This window comes from Leucobacter tenebrionis, from assembly GCF_019884725.1.
GTDB classification, from domain to species: Bacteria; Actinomycetota; Actinomycetes; order Actinomycetales; family Microbacteriaceae; genus Leucobacter; species Leucobacter tenebrionis.
This window is the reverse complement of record NZ_CP082322.1, coordinates 346,431-369,766: the sequence shown is the minus strand read 5'-3', so window position 1 is coordinate 369,766 and position 23,336 is coordinate 346,431. Positions and strand designations below refer to the sequence as shown.

The window sequence follows — 23,336 nt, the reverse complement described above, 5'->3', positions numbered from 1 at the left end:
CGTTCAAACATTCGAGGAGGTCTGAGTTTGGTCGCGAATGACGTCACGCAACAGAGCGGTGCGACAGCGCTGCGCAGACTGGTGCCGAGGATCTTCTCCCGAGGCAGCTCTCCCGGTGCCGTCGACCAGCTCATACGCACGGTGCGCGCCAACTACCCGCGCTCCGATCTCTCGGTCATCGAGCGCGCCTACACGGTCGCCGAGCGCGCGCACCGCGGGCAGAAGCGCCGCAGCGGCGAGCCCTACATCACCCATCCGATCGCGGTCGCGCAGATCCTCGCGGAGCTGGGTGTCGCCCCGGTGGCCATCGCCGCGGCGCTGCTGCACGACACCGTCGAGGACACGGAGTACACCCTCGAGCAACTGACCGAGGAGTTCGGCGAGGAGATCGCCATGCTCGTCGACGGGGTGACCAAGCTCGACAAGGTCAAGTACGGAGACTCCGCGCAGGCCGAGACCGTGCGCAAGATGGTGGTCGCGATGTCGAAGGACATCCGCGTGCTGGTGATCAAGCTCGCGGATCGCCTGCACAACGCGCGCACCTGGGGCTTCGTGCCGAGCGACTCCGCCAAGCGCAAGGCGCAGGAGACCATCGAGATCTACGCCCCGCTCGCGCACCGGCTCGGGATCCAGTCGCTGAAGGCCGAGCTCGAGGATCTCTCGTTCGCGGTGCTCAAGCCCAAGCTGTACGCCGAGATCGAGAATCTGGTGACGCAGCGCAACCCGCAGCGCGACGAGCTCGTCGGCAACGTGATCAGCTCGATCGAGAGCGACCTCCGCGAGGCGAAGATCCGCGGCGAGGTGACGGGCAGGCCGAAGGAGCTCTACTCGATCTACCAGAAGATGGTGGTGCGCGGCCGCGATTTCGACGACATCTACGATCTGGTCGGCATCAGGGTGCTCGTGAACTCGATCCGCGACTGCTACGCCGTTCTCGGTGCCGTGCACGCGCGATGGACCCCGATCCCCGGCCGCTTCAAGGACTACATCGCGACCCCCAAGTTCAATCTGTACCAGTCGCTGCACACGACGGTGATCGGCCCCGACGGCCGAGCGGTGGAGATCCAGATCCGCACCGTCGAGATGCACCAGCGCGCCGAGTACGGCGTGGCCGCGCACTGGAAGTACAAGCAGCGGCAGCAGGGACAGCAGGCCCCGGGTTCGAGCGACATGGCCTGGCTCGCGCACATCTCGGACTGGCAGGCCGAGACTGAGGATCCCAGCGAGTTCCTCGACGCGCTGCGCTTCGAGATCGGTGCGAAGGAGGTGTACGTCTTCACTCCGAAGGGCCGCGTGATCGGCCTCCCGGCGGGCGGCACCCCGGTGGACTTCGCCTACGCCGTGCACACCGAGGTCGGGCACCGCACGATGGGCGCCCGCGTGAACGGACGCCTGGTGTCCCTGGAGACTGTGCTCCAGAACGGCGACGTGGTCGAGGTCTTCACCTCGAAGGACCCGAACGCGGGTCCGAACAAGTCGTGGCTCGAGTTCGTCAAGAGCAAGCGGGCGCAGAACAAGATCCGCCAGTGGTTCACCAAGGAGCGCCGCGAGGAGGACGCGGAGAACGGCAAGGTCGAGATCACCAAGGCGTTGCGCAAGCAGGCGCTCCCGCTGCATCAGGTGATGAACTCCGACGCGCTGCAGCAGGTCGCGCTGCAGCTGCGGTACGCCGATGTGACCGCGCTCTACGCTGCAGTCGGGGCCGGGCACGTGTCGGCGCAGTCGGTGGTCGAGAAGGTCACCGCGCTCGTGTTCGACGAGCAGACCTCCACCGAGCCGGCACTCGCGACGCTGCCCATCCTTGAGGCGCCGCGCGCGAGCAAGGTCTCCGATTCGAGCGGGGTCGTCGTGAAGGGCGCGTCCGGGGTGCTCGCGAAGCTCGCGAAGTGCTGCACCCCGGTTCCGGGCGATGAGATCAAGGGGTTCGTCACCAAGTCCGAGGGCGTCTCGGTGCACCGCGTCGACTGCCACAACTTCCTGAACCTGCGCGAGCAGCAGGACCGCGTGGTCGACGTCGAGTGGGCGCCGACCTCGAAGAGCCTGTTCCTCGTGCAGATCCAGGTCGAGGCCCTCGACCGCTCGGGCCTGCTCTCCGATATCACCCGGGTGCTCTCCGAGCACCACGTCAACATCCTCTCGGCCTCGGTCAACACCTCCACCTCGCGTCTCGCGATCAGCAAGTTCGTCTTCGAGATGGCGAACGCCACTCATCTCGATCACGTGCTGGGCGCTGTTCGGCGCATCGACGGCGTCTACGACGTCTATCGCATCACCAACTGACGGCTGAGCCGGCGCTGCTGGGGCGCCGCGCTCCCGCAGCCTCGTCGAGACGGGCGAGGGCCGTGGCCCGGTACTGCGGTCTGCCGCGGGCGATCCGCGAGCAGATCGCCTCGATGCCGCCCTCGCTCATGCAGCCGAGGAGCCGCACGGCAACGCGGTGCGACAGCGGGAACGGGCCGGGGGCTCTGAGCAGATCGCATGCGGTCTGCTCAGGGGTCGTGACGACCAGGCCCTCGTCCAGGCGCCGCAGCTCGTGCTCCGCATAGGCGAACTGATGCAGGGCGATGTCCGGAGCCGTGCCGTGCCGCGCCGGGCGGCGTCGCCCGACGGTCGAGAACTCCAGCGGGCGTCCGGGCTCGCGGCAGGCTCCCCAGACCCATGCGGCGGTCATCCGCACGGCGATCCGGTCGGGCGTCAGCCAGGCCCCGAGCGCGGCGGCGCGCACCCTCGGCGTATCGGGCCAGCCCGCGCCGCGGAAGCCCGGCCCGCAGCGCACCAGCGTGCCCCGGAGATGCTCGGCGAACCGCACGGCCTCCGGCCAGCGGTCGAATCGGGGGAGTGCGGGTCGGAGCGGTGCGTCCATGCCTCAATGCTCGACCCCGAGCACCGCAAAAACCAGTCCCCGGGGTCGAATGTGGATAACTCGCCGCATCACAGGCTGATCGGCCACCTGTGAGCGAATGGCGCTCAGTCGCCGATCGCCGCGAGCCACGACTGCTGCGTGGCCAGCTTCTCCTCGACCTCGGCCTGCGCCTTCGCGTCCCCGGCCGCCCGAGCCGCCTCGAGCTGCTCGGTGAGCTCGGCGATGGAGGCTTCGAGCTGACCGCGCAGACCCTCGCTGCGGGCCTTCGTCTCCGGATCGGTCTTGCGCCAGTGCTCTTCCTCGAGCCCCTTCACGTGATCCTCGATCTTGCGCAGACGCGACTCGATGTCGCGCAGAGCCTCGCGCGGCACTCGGCCGATCTCGTCCCAGCGCAGCTGCACCTCCGTGAGCGCCTTGCGCGCTGCGGCGTGGTCGCGCTGCTCGAGGATCGGAGCGGCCTCATCGAGCAGCGCCTGCTTGGCGACGAGGTTGGCGGTGTACTCCTCGTTGGTCTGGGCGGCCTCGGCGGCCTTGGCCTCGTAGAGCACGTCGCCGGCGGCCTTGAAGCGCGCCCACAGCTGATCGTCGAGCTTGCGGCTCGCGCGACCGGCGGCCTTCCACTCGTCGAGCAGCGCACGATATGCGGGGATGCCCTCGACGCCCTTCGGCGCGAGTGCCTCGGCAGCAGCGATGATCCGCTCCTTGCGCTGCTTCACGTCCTTGTTGTTGGCGTCCATCTGCGCGAAGTGCGCGCGGCGGGCCGAGTCGAACGACTGGCGCGCGGTGCGGAAGCGCTTCCACAGCGCGTCGGCCTGAGACTTCGGGATCTGTGGCCCGCTGCGCTGCGACGACTGCCAGTCGGAGAAGAGCTGCTCGAAGGCCTGGCTCGTGTCCTTCCACCGGATCGAGTTCTCGGGTTGAGCCGCGAGCCGCTCCGCCTCGGCGACGATGGCCTCGCGCTTCGCGAGCGCCTCCTGGCGCGCAGCCTCGCGCTCGGCCTGCTGCTTCTCGCCGAGCTCCGCGGTCTTCTCGCCGAGCTTCTCGACGCGAGCGCGCAGCGCGGCGATATCGCCGACGGCCGCGGGCTCGACGAGCTGCTCGCGCAGCTTCGCGACCGTGTCGGCGGCGGACGCATCGGCGGTGCCGCGGGCGACGCGGGCCTCGAGCAGCACGATCTGACCCTCGAGATCGGCGTACTTGCGAGTGAAGTAGGCGAGAGCCTCCTCCGGCGTGCCGTCGGGGAACGAACCGACCACGCGTTCGCCGTCGCCCTCGCGCACGTAGACGGTGCGGTCGTCGTCGACTCGGCCCCAGGGCGTTTCGTTGATCGCTTCGCTCAAGGTTCTGCTCACCTGTCGTGTGGGGCCGGCTTGCCGACCAGTAACGGATAGACCCCTCCACTATGCCACAGCCGGGTTTGTCAGGGGTGCTCGGTAGCATTGGGAACGTGGAAACCTACGCTGCTCCCGCTCATACGGCACCCCTCGCGGTCCGCATGAGACCGCGCTCGCTCGACGAGGTCGTGGGGCAGCAGCATCTGCTGCGCCCGGGGTCGCCGCTGCGCACGCTCGCTTCGGAATCGGGAGGCGGCGGGGGCGCGGTCTCCGTCATCCTCTGGGGGCCTCCGGGCACGGGCAAGACCACGCTGGCGCAGGCGATCGCGCACTCGAGCGGTCGGCGCTTCGTGGAGCTCTCCGCGGTGACCGCCGGCATCAAGGACGTGCGCACCGTGATGGAGCGGGCGCTGAACGACCGGGATCTCTACGACATCGCGACCGTGCTGTTCCTCGACGAGATCCACCGGTTCACCAAGGCACAGCAGGACGCGCTGCTGCCGGGCGTCGAGAACGGGTGGGTCACCCTCGTCGCGGCCACGACCGAGAACCCGTCGTTCTCGGTGATCAGCCCACTGCTCTCGCGCTCGCTGCTCCTCACGCTCGAGCCTCTGGACGACGCTGATCTGCGCAGGCTTCTCGAGCGCGCCATCGCCGATCCACGCGGGCTCGGCGGCGAGGTGGCGGCCGATGAGGAGGCGCTCGACGCCCTCGTGCAACTCGCCTCGGGTGACGCGCGCCGCGCCCTCACGGCGCTCGAGGCTTCGGCCGCCTCGGCGCTCGCCGCGCGATCCGCGGGCGACGAGGGCGACGGGAACGAAGGCGATGAAGACGACGAAGGCGACGAAGGCGACGGCGCGGGGGCTCCGGTCGCGCTGACCTCCGATATCGTCTCCACCGCGGTCGACCGCGCGCTGCTGCGATACGACCGCAACGGCGACCAGCACTACGACGTGATCAGCGCGTTCATCAAATCCCTGCGGGGATCCGATCCCGACGCGGCGATCCACTATCTCGCGCGCATGATCGAAGCGGGGGAGGATCCGCGCTTCATCGCGCGGCGGTTGATGGTGCACGCGGCGGAGGACGTGGGGCTGGCGGATCCGCAGGCGCTGCCGATCGCGGTCGCGGCCGCCGAGGCCACGCAGCTCATCGGGCTGCCCGAGGCGCGGATCCCGCTGGCGGAGGCGACCATCTACATCGCCACGGCGCCCAAGTCGAACGCGGTCATCACGGCGATCGACACCGCGATCGCGGACGTGAAGGCGGGGCGGTTCGGCCTGGTGCCGAAGCACCTGCGCGACGCCCACTATCCGGGAGCGAAGCGGCTCGGGCACGGCAAGGGCTACGTCTATCCGCACAGCGACCCGCGCGGGGTCTCGCGCCAGCAGTATCTGCCGGAGGAACTGGTGGACCGCGTCTACTACTCGCCCACTCAGCACGGCAACGAGCGCGAGGTGTCCGATCGTCTCGAGAAGATCCGACGGATCACGCGGGGGTAGGGCCGACAGAGGTAGAACTCCGACGCATCGGCTGCGGCGGGGCTGCGCCGATATCTGCTAAGCTAGACGCTGGCCAACACCGCTACCGCGCTCGGCTGCGCGCGGAGAGTCAGGTGGCAGGCGCCCTGTAGCCGGGTTTCTGCACTGGTCGTTCCCTCACCGAAGACGGTTTGCTGCGTCGCGTGCATTGCGAGCGAGAGTTCGTGAATGCGGGCGCAGCGTGGCCGAGAGAACACGCGGCTCGATCCCGAGCCGCACAGCACAGAAACCCGAAAGGATCCACGTGTCGACTACGTCGCGTACCCGTTCACAGACCCGCCGCTCGCGCGCGCTGGGCATCGCCCTCACCCCGAAGGCGGCCCGCTACCTCGAGAAGCGCCCCTACGGCCCCGGCCAGCACGGCCGCACCAAGCGCAAGAGCGACAGCGACTACGCCGTCCGTCTGCGTGAGAAGCAGCGTCTCCGCGCCCAGTACGGCATCCGCGAGAAGCAGCTGACCATCGCCTTCAAGGAGGCTCGTCGTCAGGACGGCCTGACCGGTGAGAACCTGGTCGAGCTGCTCGAGATGCGTCTCGACGCGCTCGTGCTGCGCGCCGGCTTCGCCCGTACCACCGCGCAGGCTCGCCAGCTCGTCGTGCACCGCCACATCCTCGTCGACGGCAAGATCGTCGACCGCCCCTCCTTCCGCGTGAAGCCGGGCCAGCTCATCCACGTCAAGGAGCGCTCGGAGGGCCTCGAGCCCTTCCAGGTCGCCGCTGCCGGTGGCCACGCTGAGGTTCTGCCCGCCGTCCCGGGTTACCTCGAGGTCGAGCTCGACAAGCTCCAGGCCCGCCTGGTCCGTCGCCCGAAGCGCGCCGAGGTCCCCGTGACCTGCGAGGTGCAGCTCGTGGTCGAGTACTACTCGGGTCGCTGAGCCCCGAGCACCGTACGCCGAGGGGGCGTCGGGATCCGAGAGATCGGGATCCGGCGCCCCTTCGGCGTTTCGTCTGACGCGCGGAACGCTGTCGGCGGCTACCGCTAAGCTTGGGAGATGCTTCTCGCGCGCGGTCGCCAGGCCGCGCGGAACGCCGCTAGGAGGAATGGGAACATGCGCAAACTGCTGTGGCTGATGACCGGAGTGGTGCTGGGATTCATCGGCGCCCACTTCGTCAACCAGACGCCCGAGGGCCGGCGATTCTTCGCTCGCGTCAATCGCGGCCTCGATGAGCTGGGGAGCGCCTTCGTCGCCGGGTACCGCAAGGCCGAGGCCGAGGCCGACGAGGCGCTCGACGACGTCGAAGACGCACTGCGCAAGCTGCGCGAGCAGCGCTGATCCCGCACACCATCACCGCCCCACCCCAGAAGGACCCCGACCGGATGCAGACCGCCGAAATCCACCGCCGCTGGCTCGACTTCTTCGAGAAGAGGGGGCACACGGTCGTGCCCTCGGCCTCGCTCGTGAGCGACGATCCCAGCCTGATGTTCACGGTCGCCGGCATGGTGCCGTTCGTGCCCTATCTCTCCGGCCTCGTCCCCGCGCCGTACCCGCGCGCGACGAGCGTGCAGAAGTGCATTCGCACGAACGATATCGAGGAGGTCGGCAAGACCCCCCGCCACGGCACGTTCTTCCAGATGTGCGGCAACTTCTCCTTCGGCGACTACTTCAAGGAGGGCGCGATCCGCTTCGCGTGGGAGCTGCTCACCACGAGCGAGGAGGAGGGCGGTCTCGGCTTCGATCCGAAGGACCTGTGGGTCACCGTCTACGAGGAGGACGACGAGGCGATCGCGCTGTGGAAGCAGCACTCCACGCTGCCCGACGAGCGCATCCAGCGACTCGGCAAGGACACGAACTACTGGTCGACCGGGCAGCCGGGTCCGGCGGGCCCGTGCTCCGAGATCTTCTACGACCTGGGACCCGATCATGGCGTTGACGGCGGCCCCGCGACGGACGACGACCGCTACGTCGAGATCTGGAATCTGGTGTTCATGCAGTATCAGATCGCCGACGTGAAGTCGAAGACCGACTTCACCATCGTCGGCGACCTGCCGAAGCAGAACATCGACACGGGCATGGGGCTCGAGCGCGTCGCCTTCATCAAGCAGGGCGTGCAGAACATGTACGAGATCGACCAGGTGCGTCCGGTGCTCGACCGCGCTGCCGAGCTGGCGGGCAAGACCTACGGCGCGAATCACGACGACGACGTACGCCTGCGCGTCATCGCGGATCACGTGCGGAGCGGGCTGATGCTCATCGCCGACGGCGTCACGCCGTCCAACGAGGGCCGCGGCTACATCCTGCGACGCCTGCTCCGCCGGGTCATCCTGTCGATGCGCCTGCTCGGCTTCGACGGGCCGAGCTTCGCGGAGCTGTTCCCGGTGTCGCGCGACGCCATGAAGGCCGCCTATCCCGCGGTCGAGCGCGACTTCGACTTCATCTCCCGTGCGGCCTACGCGGAGGAGAAGACGTTCCTGCGCACGCTCGCGTCGGGGATCCAGATCCTCGACACCGCCGTCGCCGACGCGAAGAGCGCCGGCGCCGAGGTGCCGGGCGACACCGCCTTCCTGCTGCACGATACGCACGGCTTCCCCATCGAGCTCACCCTGGAGATCGCGGAGGAAGCGGGCGTCGCCGTGAACCGCGAGGTCTTCGCCTCGCTCATGGCGGAGCAGCGCGAGCGCGCGAAGGCGGATGCCAAGGCGAAGAAGGGCCAGCGCGCCGACCTCTCGGTCTACAAGGAACTGCGCGGGCTGGGCGAGACCGCCTTCGTCGGCTACGACGAGCTGAACCACGAGAGCCGGGTGCTCGGCATCGTGGTCGACGGCGCCCCGGTGCCCGAGGCCCGAGAGGGGCAGATCGCCGAGATCGTGCTCGCGGAGACCTCGCTGTGGGCTGAGTCGGGCGGGCAGGACTCGGATCAGGGCGTCATCGTCGGCGACGGCTTCGAGGCCGAGGTGCTCGACGTGCAGAAGCCCGTGCCGGGCCTCATCGTGCACACGGTGAAGGTGACGATCGGCGTCGTCGGCCTCGATGCGCGCGCCGAGACCCGCGTCGACGCCGACTACCGGCGCGGGGCGACGCAGGCGCACTCGGGCACGCACATCGTCCACGCCGCACTGCGCGAGGTGCTCGGCTCGAACGCGCACCAGGCCGGCTCCTACAACAAGGCCGGGTACCTGCGCCTCGACTTCACGCACAGCGAGGCGCTCTCCGCCGAGACGAAGAGCGAGATCGAGGAGATCTCGAACCTCGCGATCCGCAGCGACTACGACGTGGTCACGCGCGAGATGCCGCTCGACGAGGCGAAGGCCATCGGCGCCATGGCGCTCTTCGGCGAGAAGTACGGCGACCGTGTGCGCGTCGTCGACATCGGAGGCCCCTGGTCGCGGGAGCTGTGCGCGGGCACCCATGTCTCCAGCTCCTCCGAGGTCGGCATGATCAGCCTGGTGTCCGAGAGCTCGGTCGGTTCCACCAACCGGCGTGTCGAGTCGCTCGTCGGCATCGAGGCGTTCCGCAACTTCGCCGCCGAGCGCGCGATCGTGCAGCAGCTCACGAGCGGCCTGAAGGTGCCGCGCGCCGAGCTGGTGACCAAGGTGCAGGATCTCGGCGCTCAGCTGCGCGCGGCCGAGAAGAAGGTCGCGGCCCTCGAGGCAGAGAAGCTCGGCCAGCGCGTTCCCGAACTGCTCGCGGGCGCCGTGGAGGTCGGCGGCGTGCGGGCCGTGCTCGGCTCGCTCGGCTCGGTCGGTTCGGCCGACGACGTGCGGTCGCTCGCGCTGCAGCTGCGCGATCGTCTCGGGTCCGACGCCGGCGTCGTGGCGCTGGCCGGCGAGGCCGGTGGCAAGCCCGTCGTCATCGCCGCCACGACCGCGGCGGCGAGGGATCGGGGTGTGCGCGCGGGGGATCTCGCCAAGCTCGGCGCGAAGGTGCTCGGCGGCGGCGGCGGCGGTAAGCCGGATCTCGCCCAGGGCGGCGGCACCGATCCGGCGAAGATCGATGACGCGCTCGCCGAGATCCGGCGACACCTGGCAGGCTGATGCGCAGCGGCGTACGTCTCGGCATCGATGTGGGCAAGGCCCGTATCGGCGTCTCGCGCAGCGACCCCCACGGCATGCTGGCGACCCCCGTCGAAACGGTGCCGCGCGACCTCCGCGGTGACGCCGACCTGGCGCGCATCGTCGAGATCGCGGCCGAGTTCGACGCGCTCGAAGCGATCGTCGGGCTGCCGCTCAACATGCGGGGGGAGCGCACCCTCTCCACCGACGACGCGGCGGGCTTCGCCGAGCGCCTGGCCGCGCGCCTCGTGCCGACCGGTGTGCCCGTGCGCCTGGTCGACGAGCGCCTCTCGACGGTGTCGGCGCAGGGCCATCTGCGTCAGGCCGGTAAGAAGACGAAGCAGAGCCGATCGATCATCGACCAGGCCGCCGCCGTGGTCATTCTGCAGCACGCGCTCGACATCGAACGCGCGCGCGGCGAAGCACCGGGTCAGCCGGTCACGACCCCAGAGCCCCCCGAGGAGGAGACTCGAACATGAACGCTCGCACCCGCGACGACTCCCGACGCACCGGCCGGCGGGTCCTGATCTCGCTGCTGGTCGCCCTGGTGCTGCTCGGCGGCCTCGCCGCGGCGGGCGGCTACCTGTGGACGCAGTACGGCGAGCAGATCTCGCTGGCCATGGGGTGGTCCACGAACGACTACGACGACAGCGACCAGGGCGAGGAGACCACGGTCACCATTCGGGAGGGCGAGATCGGCGAGGACATCGCGGCCTCGCTCGAGAAGGCCGGTGTGGTGAAGACCTCCGACGCGTTCTACGAACTGCTGCTCGCGCAGGAGCCGCAGGTCGAGTTCTTGCCGGGCATCTACACGGTGCGCGAGCGCATGAGCTCCCAGGCCGCGCTCGAGGCCCTGCAGGATCCTGAGAACCGACAGCAGCTGAGCGCCACGCTCCCGGAGGGGCTCACGATCGAGGGCACCCTCGAGCTGCTGTCGGAGGGCTCGGGCATCCCCTATGAGGAGTTCGTCGCGGCTGCCGAGAATCCAGCCGCATACGGGCTCCCCGAGGGTGTGCCCTCGCTCGAGGGCTGGCTGTTCCCGGCGACCTACGAGTTCTCGCCCGAGATGACCGCCGAGGACATCATCGGGCTGCTGGTCAGTCATCAGGTGCAGGTGCTCGACGAGTTCGGGGTGGCCGAGGCGGATCGCGAGCGCGTGCTGACCATCGCCTCCATCGTGCAGCGGGAGGGCCGGAACGAGGACTTCTCGAAGATCTCCCAGGTCATCCACAAGCGCCTCGAAGTCGACATGGCGCTCGGCATGGACTCGACCGCCCAGTACGGTTCGGGTGAGCACGGCAGCTTCTGGTCGAGCGACGAGGCGCTCAGCGACGACAACCCCTGGAACACCTACGTGCACAAGGGCCTGCCGATCGGGCCGATCTCGAACCCGGGGCGCGCGGCGATCGACGCCGCGCTGCACCCGGCCGACACGGACTGGCTGTACTTCGTGAACGCGCCCGGCGGCGACGGCGCGCTGACCTTCACGACCAACGAGGCCGAGCACGAGGCCGCGATCCAGGAGTACCGGGACTGGTGCGCCGCGACGCCGGACAGCGGGTGCTGAGGTGACGGGCCCCGACGCGCGCGGCGGCGAGAGCGAGCGCGCCCCGATCACCGCGCTGCCAGCAGCGGCGCTGGCGGTGCTCGGCTCTCCGATCGCCCACTCGAAGTCGCCGGCGATCCACGCCGCGGCCTACGCGGAGCTCGGGGTCGACTGGAGCTACGGACGCGAGGAGCTGCAAGCCGACGACCTGGCGGCCTACCTCGCAGGGCTCGGACCCGAGTGGCGGGGGCTGTCGCTCACCATGCCGCTCAAGGAGGAGGCGCACCGGCTCGCACTCGTGCGCGATCCCGTTGCGGAGGAGAGCGGCGTGGTCAACACCCTGCTGCGCCTCGGTGCGCCCGCGCCCGGCGGGGGCACCGCGTGGGCCGGGTTCAACACCGACGTCGGGGGGCTGGCCGCCGCGATCCGCCGCGCCGGACTCGACGCCGCGCACACGGTCGTGATCGGCTCGGGCGCCACGGCCGTGTCGGCGGTGCTCGCGGCCCGTCGCCTCGGGGCGCTGCACGTCGAGGTGGTCGCCCGCAACGTCGAGAGGATCGCCGATCTGGTGGCGCGCTTCGGCGACTCCCGGGAACCGGGGGCTGACACCGCCCTGCACATGTCGGGCACCCCGCTGAGCCAGGCGGTGCATCTGGCCGCCCACTGGAGCGTACCGAACCCGTTCAACCCCGCCGAGGGCGCGCCCACACTGGTGATCTCGACCCTCCCGGGGGGTGCGATCAGCGACGTCGAACTGCCGGAGGCGCTGCTGCAGACGCCGCTCTTCGACGTCGCCTACGATCCCTGGCCCTCACCGCTGGCCGAGCGCTGGCTCGCCGCCGGGGGAGTCGCGCACTCCGGCGAGGGGATGCTCGTGGAGCAGGCCCTGCTGCAGATCAGGATCTTCGTTGCCGGCGATCCCGCTGTGCCCCTGCCGGACGAGGCGCGCCTGCTCGAGGTCATGCGAGACGCGGCCGACTCCTCGGGTGTGGGAAGATAGCAGGTATGCTGCGTTGGCTTACTGCCGGAGAATCTCACGGCCCTGAACTCATCGCCGTCCTCGAGGGGCTGCCCGCCGGCGTGCCCGTCTCGCTCGACGGGATCCGCGAAGACCTCGCTCGTCGCAAGCTCGGTTACGGCCGCGGCTCGCGCATGAAGTTCGAGCAGGACGAGCTGCACCTGTCGGGCGGCGTCGTGCACGGCGTCTCGATCGGCGGGCCGGTCGCGATCCGCATCGGCAACACCGAGTGGCCGAAGTGGACGGAGGTCATGAGCGCCGAAGCCGTCGAGCTCACCGAGAAGTCGCGCGGCCGCGGCGCCCCGCTGACGCGGCCCAGGCCGGGTCACGCCGACCTCGCGGGCATGCAGAAGTACGGCTTCGACGAGGCGAGGCCCGTGCTCGAACGGGCGAGCGCCCGTGAGACCGCGGCGCGCGTCGCGCTCGGGGCGGTCGCGCGTTCGTTCCTCGCGGAGCTCGGGATCCGGCTCGTGAGCCACACGATCTCGATGGGCGAGGTCGAGGTGCCCGAGGGGGCGCCGCTGCCGCGCCCCGACGACGTGACGACGCTCGACGCGGATCCGCTGCGCTGCTTCGATGCGGCCACGAGCGCCCGCATGGTCGAGGAGGTCGACGACACCAAGAAGACCGGCGACACCCTCGGCGGCATCGTCGAGGTCCTCGCCTACGGCCTGCCGCCCGGGCTCGGATCGTACGTGCACTGGGACCGCCGCCTCGATTCCCGCATCGCCGGGGCGCTCATGGGCATCCAGGCGATCAAGGCGGTCGAGGTCGGCGACGGCTTCGAGACCACGCGTCGCAGAGGATCGGCCGCGCACGACGAACTGCACCTCGCCGACGGAACCATCGCCCGCGAGACGGATCGAGCCGGCGGCATCGAGGGCGGCATGACGACGGGCCAGGTGCTGCGCGTGCGCGCCGGCATGAAACCGATCGCCACCGTACCCCGCGCGCTGCCCACCGTCGACATCGCGACCGGCGAGGAGGCGAAGGCGCACCACCAGCGCAGCGACGTCACCGCGGTTCCGGCCGCGGGCGTCGTGGCCGAGGCCATGGTCGCGCTCGTGCTCGCCGATGCGGTGACCGAGAAGTTCGGCGGCGACAGCCTGCCCGAGACGCGGCGCAATCTCGAGGCGTATCTCGCGGCGATCCCCGAGCGGCTGGCGACCGTCATCGAGTCGTGAACAGGAAGCGGCGAGCGGGTCGCGAGGCCGGACCGCCCGCGGCGAAGCCCAAGCCCGCGCCTCCGGCGAAGCCGGCGCCCCCGAAGGACACCACCGGGGTCGGAGCGGGTGCCGGGGCAGCGGCGGGCTCAGCGGGGCGCACCGACGCGGGGTCATCCGCGGGAGGCCCCGCGGGTGCATCCGCGGGCGCGGGTTCTCGCGGCCGGTCGCGTCGACGGCGGCGCCGGCGGTCCGGCGCCAGGCTGCCGGACCGGGCGGTCGTGTTCGTCGGCCCGATGGCCGCCGGGAAGACGAGTCTCGGCAAGCGGGTGGCGCGCGAGCTCGGGGTGCCGTTCATCGATACCGATGCGGTGTTCGTGCGGCAGCACGGGCCGATCGCGGAGTTCTTCGAGCGGCACGGCGAGCCGGAGTTCAGGCGCCTCGAGGCCGAGGTGATCGCCGCCGAGCTCGCGGTCGAGGGCGGCCGCATCGTCGCGCTCGGCGGGGGAGCCGTGCTCTCCGACAGCACCCGGCGGCTGCTCGCGAAGCATCCCGTGGTGCTGCTCATGACCACCCAGGAGGCCGTGCTGCGCACGGCGAACCTGGCGCGCAGGCCCCTGCTGCGCGACGACCCCGAGGCGTGGGGGCGGATTCTCGAGGAGCGCCGGCCCCTCTACGAGGAGGTCGCCGACGTGACCTACCGCACCGATCGGGCCACCAAGGAGCAGCTCGCGCGCCGCGTGGCGCAGTGGGCTCGCAGTTTCAGGAAGAGGAGCGACAACGCATGAGCGACACCCCGACCCTCATCGAGGTCAGCGGAGAGAACGCGTACACCGTCACCGTCGGTCGAGGCGTGCTCGACCGGGTGCCCGACGCGCTCGGCGACCGCGTGGCGAAGGTGCTCATCGTGCACACGGCCACCGTCGGCAGGCTCGCCGACGAGCTGCGCACTGCACTGCAGCAGCGCTACGGGCAGGTGCTGCTCGCCGAGGTGCCCGACGCCGAGGCCGCGAAGCGGGTCGAGGTGGCGGCCTTCTGCTGGCAGATCATGGGCCAGGCCGACTTCACGCGCACCGACGCGGTGATCGGGCTGGGCGGCGGTGCCGTCACCGACCTCGCCGGCTTCGTCGCCGCGACCTGGCTGCGCGGTGTGCGGCTCGTGCAGATCCCGACCACGGTGCTCGGCATGGTCGACGCCTCGGTCGGCGGCAAGACCGGCATCAACACCGCCGAGGGCAAGAACCTGGTCGGATGCTTCTACGCGCCCGCCGCGGTCGTCTGCGATCTCGATCTGCTCGCGACTCTGCCGAAGAACGAGATCCTCGCCGGTTTCGCCGAGGTCGCCAAGTGCGGTTTCATCGCCGAGCCCGAGATCCTCGACATCCTCGAGCGCGACGTGGAGCGGGCGACGGATCCCTCGACCCCCGAGTTCCAGCGCGCGGTCGAGCTCGCGATCGGGGTGAAGGCACGCGTCGTCTCCGAGGATTTCCGCGAGGGGGGTCTGCGCGAGATCCTCAACTACGGACACACGCTCGGGCACGCGATCGAGCACGCAGAGCGCTACCAGTGGCGGCACGGCGTCGCGATCTCGATCGGCATGATGTACGCCGCCGAGCTGGGGCGGATGGCCGGCGGGCTCTCCGACGCCGTGGTCGAACGGCATCGCAAGATCCTGAGCTCCCTGTCGCTGCCGCTCTCGTACCCCGCCGGCCGCTGGCCCGGTCTGCTCGCCGCGATGCAGCGCGACAAGAAGGCACGGGCCGGGATGCTGCGCTTCATCGTGCTCGACGACATCGCGAAGCCGCGCGTGCTCGCCGGGGTCGACGAATCGATGCTGCAGTTCGCCTACCAGGAGATCGCCTCCTGACAGTCGCCGGCGATGGCCGCGGATCCGCCCCGCCATCGCTCTTACCTCTTCCGCAGCGAACCCGCTGCAGTGTTTCCGAATATGACGCGCCTCGGGCGAGACACGCTCACGACCGATAGATTTGACGGGCCACGCGGAACGACCGTTCTGCGACACCCACCTGACACAGGAGTTTCCCATGAGCCTTCGACGCCGACTCTCGGGAGGCATCGCCCTCCTCGCCGCCGCAACCCTGCTCGCGGGATGCGCATCGGGCGGAGGCTCCGAGGAGGCCGGCACCGGCGATCCGGCCGACGCGCCGAAGATCACCTTCCTCTACTCGCCCTACGCCGACTACGCACCCTTCTTCATCGCTGAGGAGAAGGGCTACTTCGAGGACGCGGGGCTCGACGTCGAGCTGATCTCGAAGAGCGGCAGCTCCGGCGAGACCTACCAGCAGGTGAGCACCGGCAGCATCACCGCGGGCGGCGCGACCTGGGGCGCGGGCCTGTTCAACGCGACCAAGGCAGGGGCCTCGCTCTCGGTCATCGCCAGCGTGTCGAAGGTGCCCGACGAGGGCAAGAACCCGGCGCCGCTCATGGCCTCGGAGGAGTCGGGCGTCACCGACGCGAAGCAGCTCAAGGGCAAGAAGATCGGCATTCCGGGCGACGGCGGATTCGGCATCTACTCGGTGCACCTCGCGCTCGAATCGGTCGGCCTCAGCCTCGACGACGTCGAACTCGTGAACCTGAGCCCGGGCGACATCCCGCCCGCCATGGCGAACGGCTCCGTCGACGCGAGCTGGACCATCGAACCGATCTCGTCGGCCATCACCGCCGAGAACCTCGGGCACGAGCTGCTGAGCGTGGACTACCAGGCCGGCGTCGAGCTGGGCGCCCTGGTGTTCAACAGCGAGTACGTCGAGAAGTACCCCGAGGCCGTGACGGCGTTCACCGCGGCGTACCTCCGCGCGGTGCAGGAGCTGGAGGCCGGCGGCTGGCAGGATCCGGGCGACCAGGAGATCATCGCCGAGTACACCGAGCTGCCCGTCGAGACGCTCACCTCCATCGGTCTGACGCTGCAGGATCCCGACGGCGCCATCGACTGGGAGGACGTCGCCCGCCAGGAGCAGTTCTTCCGCGAGCGCGGCACCCTCGAGTTCGACGGCCCCTCGGGCATCGAGGAGGTCTTCCGCGAAGACATCCTGCAGGATGCGGTCGCGCAGGCGTCGGAGCAGGCAGATACCCAGTGACGGCGCCCGGCATCTCCATCCGCAACCTCTGGAAGGCGTTCCCGGACGCCGAGTCGAAGGGGGACGTGCTCGTCGCGGTCGAGGACGTCTCGCTCGAGATCGGCCAGAAGGAGTTCGTCTGCGTACTCGGCCCGTCGGGCTGCGGCAAGAGCACGCTGCTGCGGGTCGCCGCGGGGCTCGAGAAGCCGAGCCTCGGCGAGATCGAGACGCAGAGCCGGCCCTCCGTCGTGTTCCAGGAGCACGGGATCTTCCCCTGGCTCACGGTCGCCGAGAACGTCGGATACCCGCTGAAGCTGCGGGGCGTCCCTCGCGCCCAGCGGCGCGAGCGCGTGCGCGAGCTGCTCGATCTGGTGGGGCTCTCGGACTTCGGCAGCTACTATCCCGCGCAGATCTCGGGCGGTATGCGTCAGCGCACCTCGGTGGCGCGCGCCCTCGCCGATGACGGCGACGCCCTGCTCATGGACGAGCCGTTCGGCGCGCTCGACGAGCAGACCCGCGTCGCTCTGCAGCAGGAGCTGCTGCGCATTTGGGAGCAGACGTCGAAGTCGGTCATGTTCATCACGCACAGCGTCGACGAGGCGCTCACGCTCGCGGATCGCGTCGTGGTCATGTCGCACCGGCCCGGTCGGATCGTCGCCGAGATCGAGATCCCGTTCGAGCGGCCGCGCGACATCATCGAGCTGCGGCGCGATCCGCGCTATGGCGAGATCACCTATCAGCTCTGGAACCTGCTCGAGCAGGACTCGGCGGGGGAGGAGGCGGCGTGACCGCGCAGACGGAGAACGCGCAGTCGGGCGGCGTATCGCGCGCGGAGGTCGAGCAGCGGCTCGCGGTCGCGGTGCAGGCGGAGAAGGGCTCGCCGTGGGTGCGGCGCATCGGCCCCTACACGCCGCTGCTGCTCATCCTCGTGTGGGAGGTGCTGAGTCGGGCGGGAGTGCTCGACGCTCGCTTCTTCCCGCCCCCGAGCTCGATCGTCGAGACGTTCGTGAAGATGCTCATGGACGGCGTGCTCCTCGAGCACACCGCGATGACGCTCTCGCGCATCCTCATCGGCTTCCTCATGGGGGCGATTCCCGGCGTGCTGCTCGGCGTGCTGCTCGGTACGATCAGACCCCTGCGACAGCTGCTCGAGCCGATCTTCGCGAGCCTGCTGCCGATCCCGAAGGTCGCGATCTTCCCGCTGCTGCTGCTCATCTTCGGTCTCGGCGAGACCAGCAAGTACGTGATCGTCGCCATCGGCGTGTTCTTCTACCTGTTCTTCAACACGATGAGCGGTGTGATGCAGACACCGGCGCTGTTCGAGGACGTCGCGCGGGCCAACGGCGCCACGCGACTGCAGCGCTGGTTCACCGTGTCGTTCCCGTACGCTCTGCCCTCGATCTTCACGGGTATGAAGCTCGCCACGGGCGGTGCGTTCGTGATCATCGCGGCATCGGAGTTCGTCGGTTCTCAGAGCGGTCTCGGCTATCTCATCTGGAGTTCGTGGTCGACGTTCGCCGTCTCGAAGATGTACGTGGGGATCGTGACGATCTCGGTGCTCGGCTACGGCGCGACGGCGCTCGAGGGCTTCATCGAGCGCCGCGTGGTGCCGTGGGTGAAGTATTGAGCGAGCGCCGATGAACGCGATGGTCGAGGTGCCCGCCGATCGTCTGCGGCAGCAGATCGCGGCGGTGCTCGCCCCCTACGCGGAGGCGGGTGCGGCGCGCGGGATCGCGGCGGAGGACGCGGATCGTGCGGCGCTGTGGCTCGTGCAGGCCGAGCAGCTGGGGCTCGGCGGATTCGGCCTGGACATGCTGCTTCGAGACCTGACGAGGCTCGATTCCGGCGGCGGGCTCGAACCGGGCCTGGAGGAACCCGCGGAGCGAAGCGCGGCCGGCGTGGAGCCCGGCGCAGCGGTGACCTCCTTCGACGCGGCGGGTGTCCCGGGGCCGCTCGCTCTCGCCGCGGCGGCGAGGATCTCAGCCGGCGGCGCATCTACGCACGGCATCGGCCTCGTCGGCATCAGCGGCGTCGGGGCGCTCGGCGTGCTGGGTCTCGCGGCGCGTGCGCTCGCTGAGGAGGGCAATTTCGCGCTCGTCTCGGCCCAGGCGCCCGCGATGGTCGCACCCTGGGGAGGCCGGGAACCGGCGATCGGCACGAATCCGCTCGCATTCGGGGCGCCGCGAGACGCCGCACCGCCGCTCGTGGCCGACTTCGCGACCTCGCAGCTCACCCTCGCCGAGCTACGGCTCAGGCGCGAGACCGGGGAGGCGCTGCCCGCGGGCACCGCTCTCGACGCGGCGGGCGCGCCCACGACCGACCCCGCGGCGGCGGCTGCGCTGCTGCCGGAGGGCAGGCTCGGATCGCTGGCCGGGCTGCTGGTCGAGGTGCTCGCCGGGGCCGCGGTGGGCGGGCGGACACCGAGAGGCGATGCCGCGGCGGGCCGCGGGGCCGTGGTGCTCGCGCTGGATCCGATGCGAGCGGGCGGCGGGCGGATCGCCGAGACCGTCGCCGAGATCGCCTCGGACTGGCGCGCGGCCGGCGGCCACGTGCCCGGCCGCTTCGACGCGCTCTCCACGCCGGAGGCGCCGCCCGCGATCTCGGTGGAGCGGGGTCGCTACAGCGCTCTGGTGAATCTGGGCGCGGCATCGGCCGCGTCGTCTCCGACGCAGCACGAGGAGGAAGCATGAACGACGGGCTGCCGAGCACGGGGCTGCGGATCGAGGCGACGCCGCGATCGGGGCTGCTCTCCGAGCGCCGCCGCATCGTGATCGAATCCGCCGTGCCCGGTTCGCTCGTGACGGTGCGGGCCGAGACGCAGCGCGGAGCGGAGCTCTGGGCGTCGCAGGCGACCTTCCTCGTCGACCGGGAGGGGCGCGTCGATCTCGACCGCTCGGCGCCCGTCTCGGGCGACTACCGCGTGGCCGACGCGATGGGACTGTTCTGGGCGCAGCGACGGGAGACCGCGAACGGGGGTGCGATCGAGCCGGCGGATGTCGGCGAGCCGATCCTGACCCGCGTCGTCGCGCGCGCAGAGCCCGGCACCGGTCTGCTCGATGTGCCCGCCGAGGGCGTGTTCTCGCGAGGCGCCGCGCCGGCGTCGGCGGAGACGACGATCGAGCAGCGGCTGCTCGCCGAGGGCGTGGAGCGCAGCGAGGTGCGGACGAACGGACTCGTGGGCACCCTGTTCCGGCCGGCCGGACCCGGGCCGTTCCCGACCATCATCGTCATGAACGGCTCGGGCGGTGGCATCAACGAGTCTCGGGCAGCGCTCTACGCCGCGCACGGCATCCAGGCCTTCGCGCTCGGCTACTTCAAGGCGCCGGGCCTGCCCCGCTACATCTCGCGGACGCCGCTCGAGTACTTCGAGCGCGCGCTCGACTACGCGCGCGCCGAACTCGATCCGCTCGGCGGCGCGCCGCTCGTGAGCGGGCAGTCCCGCGGCGGCGAGCTCACCCTGCTGCTCGCCGCGACCTTCCCCGACCGCATCCTCGGCGTCGTCGCATTCGTGCCCGCGGCGTTCGTCTTCGGCGCCCAGGGCGCTGCCGACCCCGCCGAGGGGTGGAGCGGCCCGACCTGGACCCGCGGCGGAGCCCCGCTCGAGCACCTCTGGCACGACAACGCCGAGGTCGACTGGCAGCCCTGGAACGACGACCCCGCGCCCACCCGGCACTCCGACGTCTACGTCGACGGCCTGCGCGACCGTGAGCTGGCTCGGGCGTCGCGGATCCCGATCGAGCGGTTCGCCGGCCCGGTCGCGTGCGTCTCGGGACTCGACGACCGGGCCTGGCCCTCGAGCATGGCCTCGCGTATCGTGTTCGACGCGCTCGAGCGCCACGGCCACGCGGCCGAGCGCCTCCACCTCGACTACGTCGACGCGGGTCACGGGATCACGATCCCGCACCTGCCGAGCACCGAGATCGAGCGGGTGCACCCCGTCTCGGGGGTGCACTACTCGAACGGCGGCACGGCCCGCGGCAATGCCGAGGCCAGCGCCGATTCCTTCGCGCGCGTCTGCGAGTTCGTGCACCGCGCGGCCGGAGGACGGACTTCAACCCATGAACAGTAAGGAGCACCGATGCCGGTAACCGAGCACCTCGCAGGCCAGTGGCGGGAGTGGCGCCACAAGCACGTCTCGGATCTCACGCGCCCCTACGGCTGGACGGCTCTCGTCGCGCAGTACTGGCTGCACGAGGGCGCCTCCGGGGTCGAGCTCGAGCTGCTTCCCGGCACCTGGAGCGTGGAGGGCGGCCGCGTCATCTTCACCCCTCCCGCCGAGGGGCCGACCCTCTCGGTCGACGGGGAGTACCCCACCGGGCCCGTGGAGATCGTCACCGGCCGCAATCAGACCTACGGCCACGGGGCGAGCGTACCGGTCTACTTCGGCGAGTGCGAGGTCGAGACGGTGCCGCGCACCAATGACGCCGGCGATCGCATCTTCGGGGTGCGCGTGCGCGATCCGCGCGTCTCCGTTCGCGCCGACCAGATCGGCCTCACCGCGTTCGACTACGATCCCGCGTGGCGCATCCCGGCCGTCTTCACGCCGACCGAGCGCGACGACGTCGAGCAGGAGACGGTCGAGCGCGGGGTGCGCGAGACCACCAGCCGCATCGGCACGCTGCGCTTCGAGCACGGTGGGCGGGAGTACGAACTCGCGCTCATCGGCAAGGACGCGGGGGATCGCGTGCAGCCCGTCGCCCACATCCGGGATCTCACGAGCGGATCGATCACCTACGGCGCCGGCCGGGTCATCGAGCTCCAGTTCTCCGAGGACGGCGAGGGGCGCATCGACTGGATCGACTTCAACTACGCGGTCGCGCTGCCCTGCGCGGTCACGAACTTCGTGACCTGCCCGCTGCCGCCGCGACAGAACCACCTCGACTTCGAGGTGCTCGCCGGCGAGAAGAAGCCCGAGCACGACGTCGCCCGGGTACTCACCTACGAGGCGCCCGCCGGCTGAGCGGTTCCGCTCGCCGCGCTCCGCAACCCCCTTGCGCCCCGTCGCGACCCGCCATGAGGATGGGAGTGGCGGCGGAGACTCCGCCGCCACGGCGAAGGGGGATCCCATGACCACGGTTGCGCAGAACATCGTCGACACGCTCGAGGCGAACGGGGTGGAGCGCGTCTACGGCATTCCCGGTGACTCGCTCAACGGGTTCACCGACGCGCTGCGCACCTCCGACATCGAGTGGGTGCACGCCCGGCACGAGGAGGGCGCGGCCTTCGCCGCGGCGGGCGAGGCCGGGATCACCGGGCGGCTCGCGGTGTGCGCGGGCAGCTGCGGGCCGGGCAACCTCCACCTCATCAACGGTCTCTACGAGGCTCAGCGGTCTCGGGTGCCGGTGCTCGCCATCGCGGCGCACATCCCCAGCGCCGAGATCGGGTCAAACTACTTCCAGGAGACGCACCCGCAGGAGCTCTTCCGGGAGTGCTCGGTCTACGCCGAGCACGTCTCGAGCCCCGCGCAGATGCCGAGGCTGCTGCGCATCGCGATGCAGGCCGCAGTCGAGCGCCAGGGGGTCGCCGTGCTCGTGATCCCCGGTGATGTCGCACTCTCGGATGTGCCGACCGAGGAGGTCGCGAGGATCACCACCGCGCGCCCGCGAGTGCTGCCGGAGGCCGAGCAGCTGGAGCGGGCTGCCGAGCTGCTGAACCGCGCGAAGAAGGTCACGATCCTCGCCGGCGCGGGCGTCGCCGGCGCGCACGACGAGGTGATCGCGCTGGCCGACGCCCTCGCGGCCCCCGTCGTGCACGCGCTGCGCGGCAAGGAGCACATCGAGTACGACAACCCCTTCGACGTCGGCATGACCGGCCTGCTCGGTTTCGCCTCGGGATACCGGGCCATGGAGGCGGCCGACGCGATCCTCATGCTCGGCACCGACTTCCCCTATCAGCAGTTCTACCCGGCCCGCGCCGCGAAGATCCAGGTCGACGTGCGCGGCGAGCAGCTCGGCCGCCGCACGCCGCTCGATCTCGGGCTGGTCGGCGGAGTGCGCGAGACCGCCGAGGTGCTCCTGCCGCTGCTCGAGCGCAAGAAGCGCCGCGGCCACCTCGACGACTCCCTCGAGCACTACCGCAAGACGCGGAAGAAGCTCGACGAGCTCGCGACGCCGACACCCGCGGGCAGGGCGATCCACCCGCAGTACGTCGCGCGCCTGGTCGACGAGCTCGCGGCCGACGACGCGGTGTTCATTCCCGACGTGGGTTCCCCGGTGGTGTGGGCCGCGCGCTATCTCACCATGAACGGCCGGCGCCGCCTCATCGGATCGTTCAGCCACGGCTCGATGGCGAACGCGGTCTCGCAGGGGATCGGGGTGCAGGCCTCGCACCGGGAGCGGCAGGTCGTGGCGCTGGCCGGCGACGGGGGCCTGGCGATGCTGCTGGGCGAACTGCTGACGCTCGAGCAGAACGCGCCGCTGCCCCTCAAGATCGTGGTCTTCAACAACTCGTCGCTGAACTTCGTCGAGCTCGAGATGAAGGCCGCCGGGTTCGTGAACTACGGCACCGAGCTCAAGAATCCGGATCTCGCGGCGGTCGCCGGTGCGATCGGCCTGCACTCGGTGCGCGTGAGCGATGCTGATCGGCTCGAGGACGCCCTGCGCGACGCCTTTGCGCACGACGGGCCCGCCCTCGTGGAGGTGATGACCGACCGGCAGGAACTCTCGATGCCGCCCTCGATCAGCGTCGAGCAGATGAAGGGGTTCACCCTCTACGCGCTGCGCTCGGTGCTCTCCGGCCGCGGCGACGAGGTGCTCGACCTGGCCCGCACGAACCTGCGGCAGATCCTGTAGTCGCGCCCGTGGG

General features: G+C 70.4%; 20 protein-coding genes. 18 read left to right on the top strand and 2 right to left on the bottom strand.

Annotated features, from left to right (window positions below; translation table 11 throughout):
- The first annotated feature begins 27 nt into the window (after nt 1-27).
- Nucleotides 28-2,280 carry a RelA/SpoT family protein gene (locus tag KVY00_RS01725; RefSeq protein ID WP_223044039.1) on the top strand — a complete coding sequence of 751 codons (2,253 nt, stop codon included), beginning with the start codon at nt 28-30 and terminating at the stop codon, nt 2,278-2,280.
- Here KVY00_RS01725 and KVY00_RS01720 read toward each other — a convergent pair.
- The gene (locus KVY00_RS01720) at nt 2,270-2,863 is read right to left on the bottom strand and encodes a hypothetical protein (RefSeq protein ID WP_223044038.1); all 594 of its coding nucleotides are present in this window, start codon (nt 2,861-2,863) and stop codon (nt 2,270-2,272) included. The genes KVY00_RS01725 and KVY00_RS01720 overlap by 11 nt on opposite strands.
- Before the next feature lie 104 nt (nt 2,864-2,967).
- Nucleotides 2,968-4,203, bottom strand: a complete 1,236-nt coding sequence (locus tag KVY00_RS01715; protein ID WP_223044037.1) for a DUF349 domain-containing protein — start codon at nt 4,201-4,203, stop codon at nt 2,968-2,970.
- Between the two features lie 155 nt (nt 4,204-4,358).
- Here KVY00_RS01715 and KVY00_RS01710 point away from each other — a divergent pair, with 155 nt between their 5' ends.
- The 17 genes from KVY00_RS01710 (at nt 4,359) to poxB (ending at nt 23,323) form a co-directional block, all read left to right on the top strand.
- Complete coding sequence (locus tag KVY00_RS01710) at nt 4,359-5,699, top strand: replication-associated recombination protein A (RefSeq protein ID WP_223045135.1); 1,341 nt, start codon at nt 4,359-4,361, stop codon at nt 5,697-5,699.
- Between the two features lie 283 nt (nt 5,700-5,982).
- On the top strand, nt 5,983-6,612 hold the full coding sequence (gene rpsD, locus KVY00_RS01705) for a 30S ribosomal protein S4 (protein ID WP_223044036.1): 630 nt from the start codon (nt 5,983-5,985) through the stop codon (nt 6,610-6,612).
- Between the two features lie 174 nt (nt 6,613-6,786).
- Nucleotides 6,787-7,011 (top strand): hypothetical protein, encoded by a 225-nt coding sequence (locus tag KVY00_RS01700; protein ID WP_223044035.1) that lies wholly within the window; start codon nt 6,787-6,789, stop codon nt 7,009-7,011.
- 44 nt (nt 7,012-7,055) lie between these two features.
- Nucleotides 7,056-9,710 (top strand): alanine--tRNA ligase, encoded by a 2,655-nt coding sequence (gene alaS / locus KVY00_RS01695; RefSeq protein WP_223044034.1) that lies wholly within the window; start codon nt 7,056-7,058, stop codon nt 9,708-9,710.
- Nucleotides 9,710-10,207 (top strand): Holliday junction resolvase RuvX, encoded by a 498-nt coding sequence (gene ruvX / locus KVY00_RS01690; RefSeq protein WP_223044033.1) that lies wholly within the window; start codon nt 9,710-9,712, stop codon nt 10,205-10,207. Before alaS ends, ruvX begins: the two co-directional genes overlap by 1 nt.
- Nucleotides 10,204-11,295, top strand: coding sequence for an endolytic transglycosylase MltG (mltG, locus tag KVY00_RS01685; RefSeq protein WP_223044032.1), 1,092 nt, complete (start codon nt 10,204-10,206; stop codon nt 11,293-11,295). The genes ruvX and mltG overlap by 4 nt, the downstream gene beginning before the upstream one ends.
- A gap of 1 nt (nt 11,296) precedes the next feature.
- The gene (locus KVY00_RS01680) at nt 11,297-12,274 is read left to right on the top strand and encodes a shikimate dehydrogenase family protein (RefSeq protein ID WP_223044031.1); all 978 of its coding nucleotides are present in this window, start codon (nt 11,297-11,299) and stop codon (nt 12,272-12,274) included.
- Between the two features lie 5 nt (nt 12,275-12,279).
- Nucleotides 12,280-13,476 (top strand): chorismate synthase, encoded by a 1,197-nt coding sequence (gene aroC / locus KVY00_RS01675; RefSeq protein ID WP_223044030.1) that lies wholly within the window; start codon nt 12,280-12,282, stop codon nt 13,474-13,476.
- Nucleotides 13,473-14,243, top strand: a complete 771-nt coding sequence (locus KVY00_RS01670; protein WP_223044029.1) for a shikimate kinase — start codon at nt 13,473-13,475, stop codon at nt 14,241-14,243. The genes aroC and KVY00_RS01670 overlap by 4 nt, the downstream gene beginning before the upstream one ends.
- Complete coding sequence (gene aroB / locus KVY00_RS01665; protein WP_223044028.1) at nt 14,240-15,322, top strand: 3-dehydroquinate synthase; 1,083 nt, start codon at nt 14,240-14,242, stop codon at nt 15,320-15,322. The genes KVY00_RS01670 and aroB overlap by 4 nt, the downstream gene beginning before the upstream one ends.
- A gap of 178 nt (nt 15,323-15,500) precedes the next feature.
- Nucleotides 15,501-16,553 (top strand): ABC transporter substrate-binding protein, encoded by a 1,053-nt coding sequence (locus KVY00_RS01660; RefSeq protein WP_223044027.1) that lies wholly within the window; start codon nt 15,501-15,503, stop codon nt 16,551-16,553.
- On the top strand, nt 16,550-17,320 hold the full coding sequence (locus KVY00_RS01655; RefSeq protein WP_223044026.1) for an ABC transporter ATP-binding protein: 771 nt from the start codon (nt 16,550-16,552) through the stop codon (nt 17,318-17,320). Before KVY00_RS01660 ends, KVY00_RS01655 begins: the two co-directional genes overlap by 4 nt.
- On the top strand, nt 17,317-18,159 hold the full coding sequence (locus tag KVY00_RS01650; protein ID WP_223044025.1) for an ABC transporter permease: 843 nt from the start codon (nt 17,317-17,319) through the stop codon (nt 18,157-18,159). Before KVY00_RS01655 ends, KVY00_RS01650 begins: the two co-directional genes overlap by 4 nt.
- A 10-nt stretch (nt 18,160-18,169) precedes the next feature.
- Nucleotides 18,170-19,222 carry an Ldh family oxidoreductase gene (locus KVY00_RS01645; RefSeq protein WP_223044024.1) on the top strand — a complete coding sequence of 351 codons (1,053 nt, stop codon included), beginning with the start codon at nt 18,170-18,172 and terminating at the stop codon, nt 19,220-19,222.
- Nucleotides 19,219-20,601: an acyl-CoA thioesterase/bile acid-CoA:amino acid N-acyltransferase family protein gene (locus KVY00_RS01640; protein ID WP_223044023.1), complete on the top strand. Its 1,383-nt coding sequence runs from the start codon at nt 19,219-19,221 to the stop codon at nt 20,599-20,601. Before KVY00_RS01645 ends, KVY00_RS01640 begins: the two co-directional genes overlap by 4 nt.
- Before the next feature lie 9 nt (nt 20,602-20,610).
- On the top strand, nt 20,611-21,492 hold the full coding sequence (locus KVY00_RS01635) for a DUF1684 domain-containing protein (protein ID WP_223044022.1): 882 nt from the start codon (nt 20,611-20,613) through the stop codon (nt 21,490-21,492).
- A gap of 106 nt (nt 21,493-21,598) precedes the next feature.
- On the top strand, nt 21,599-23,323 hold the full coding sequence (gene poxB, locus KVY00_RS01630) for a ubiquinone-dependent pyruvate dehydrogenase (protein ID WP_223044021.1): 1,725 nt from the start codon (nt 21,599-21,601) through the stop codon (nt 23,321-23,323).
- Nucleotides 23,324-23,336: the final 13 nt, after the last annotated feature.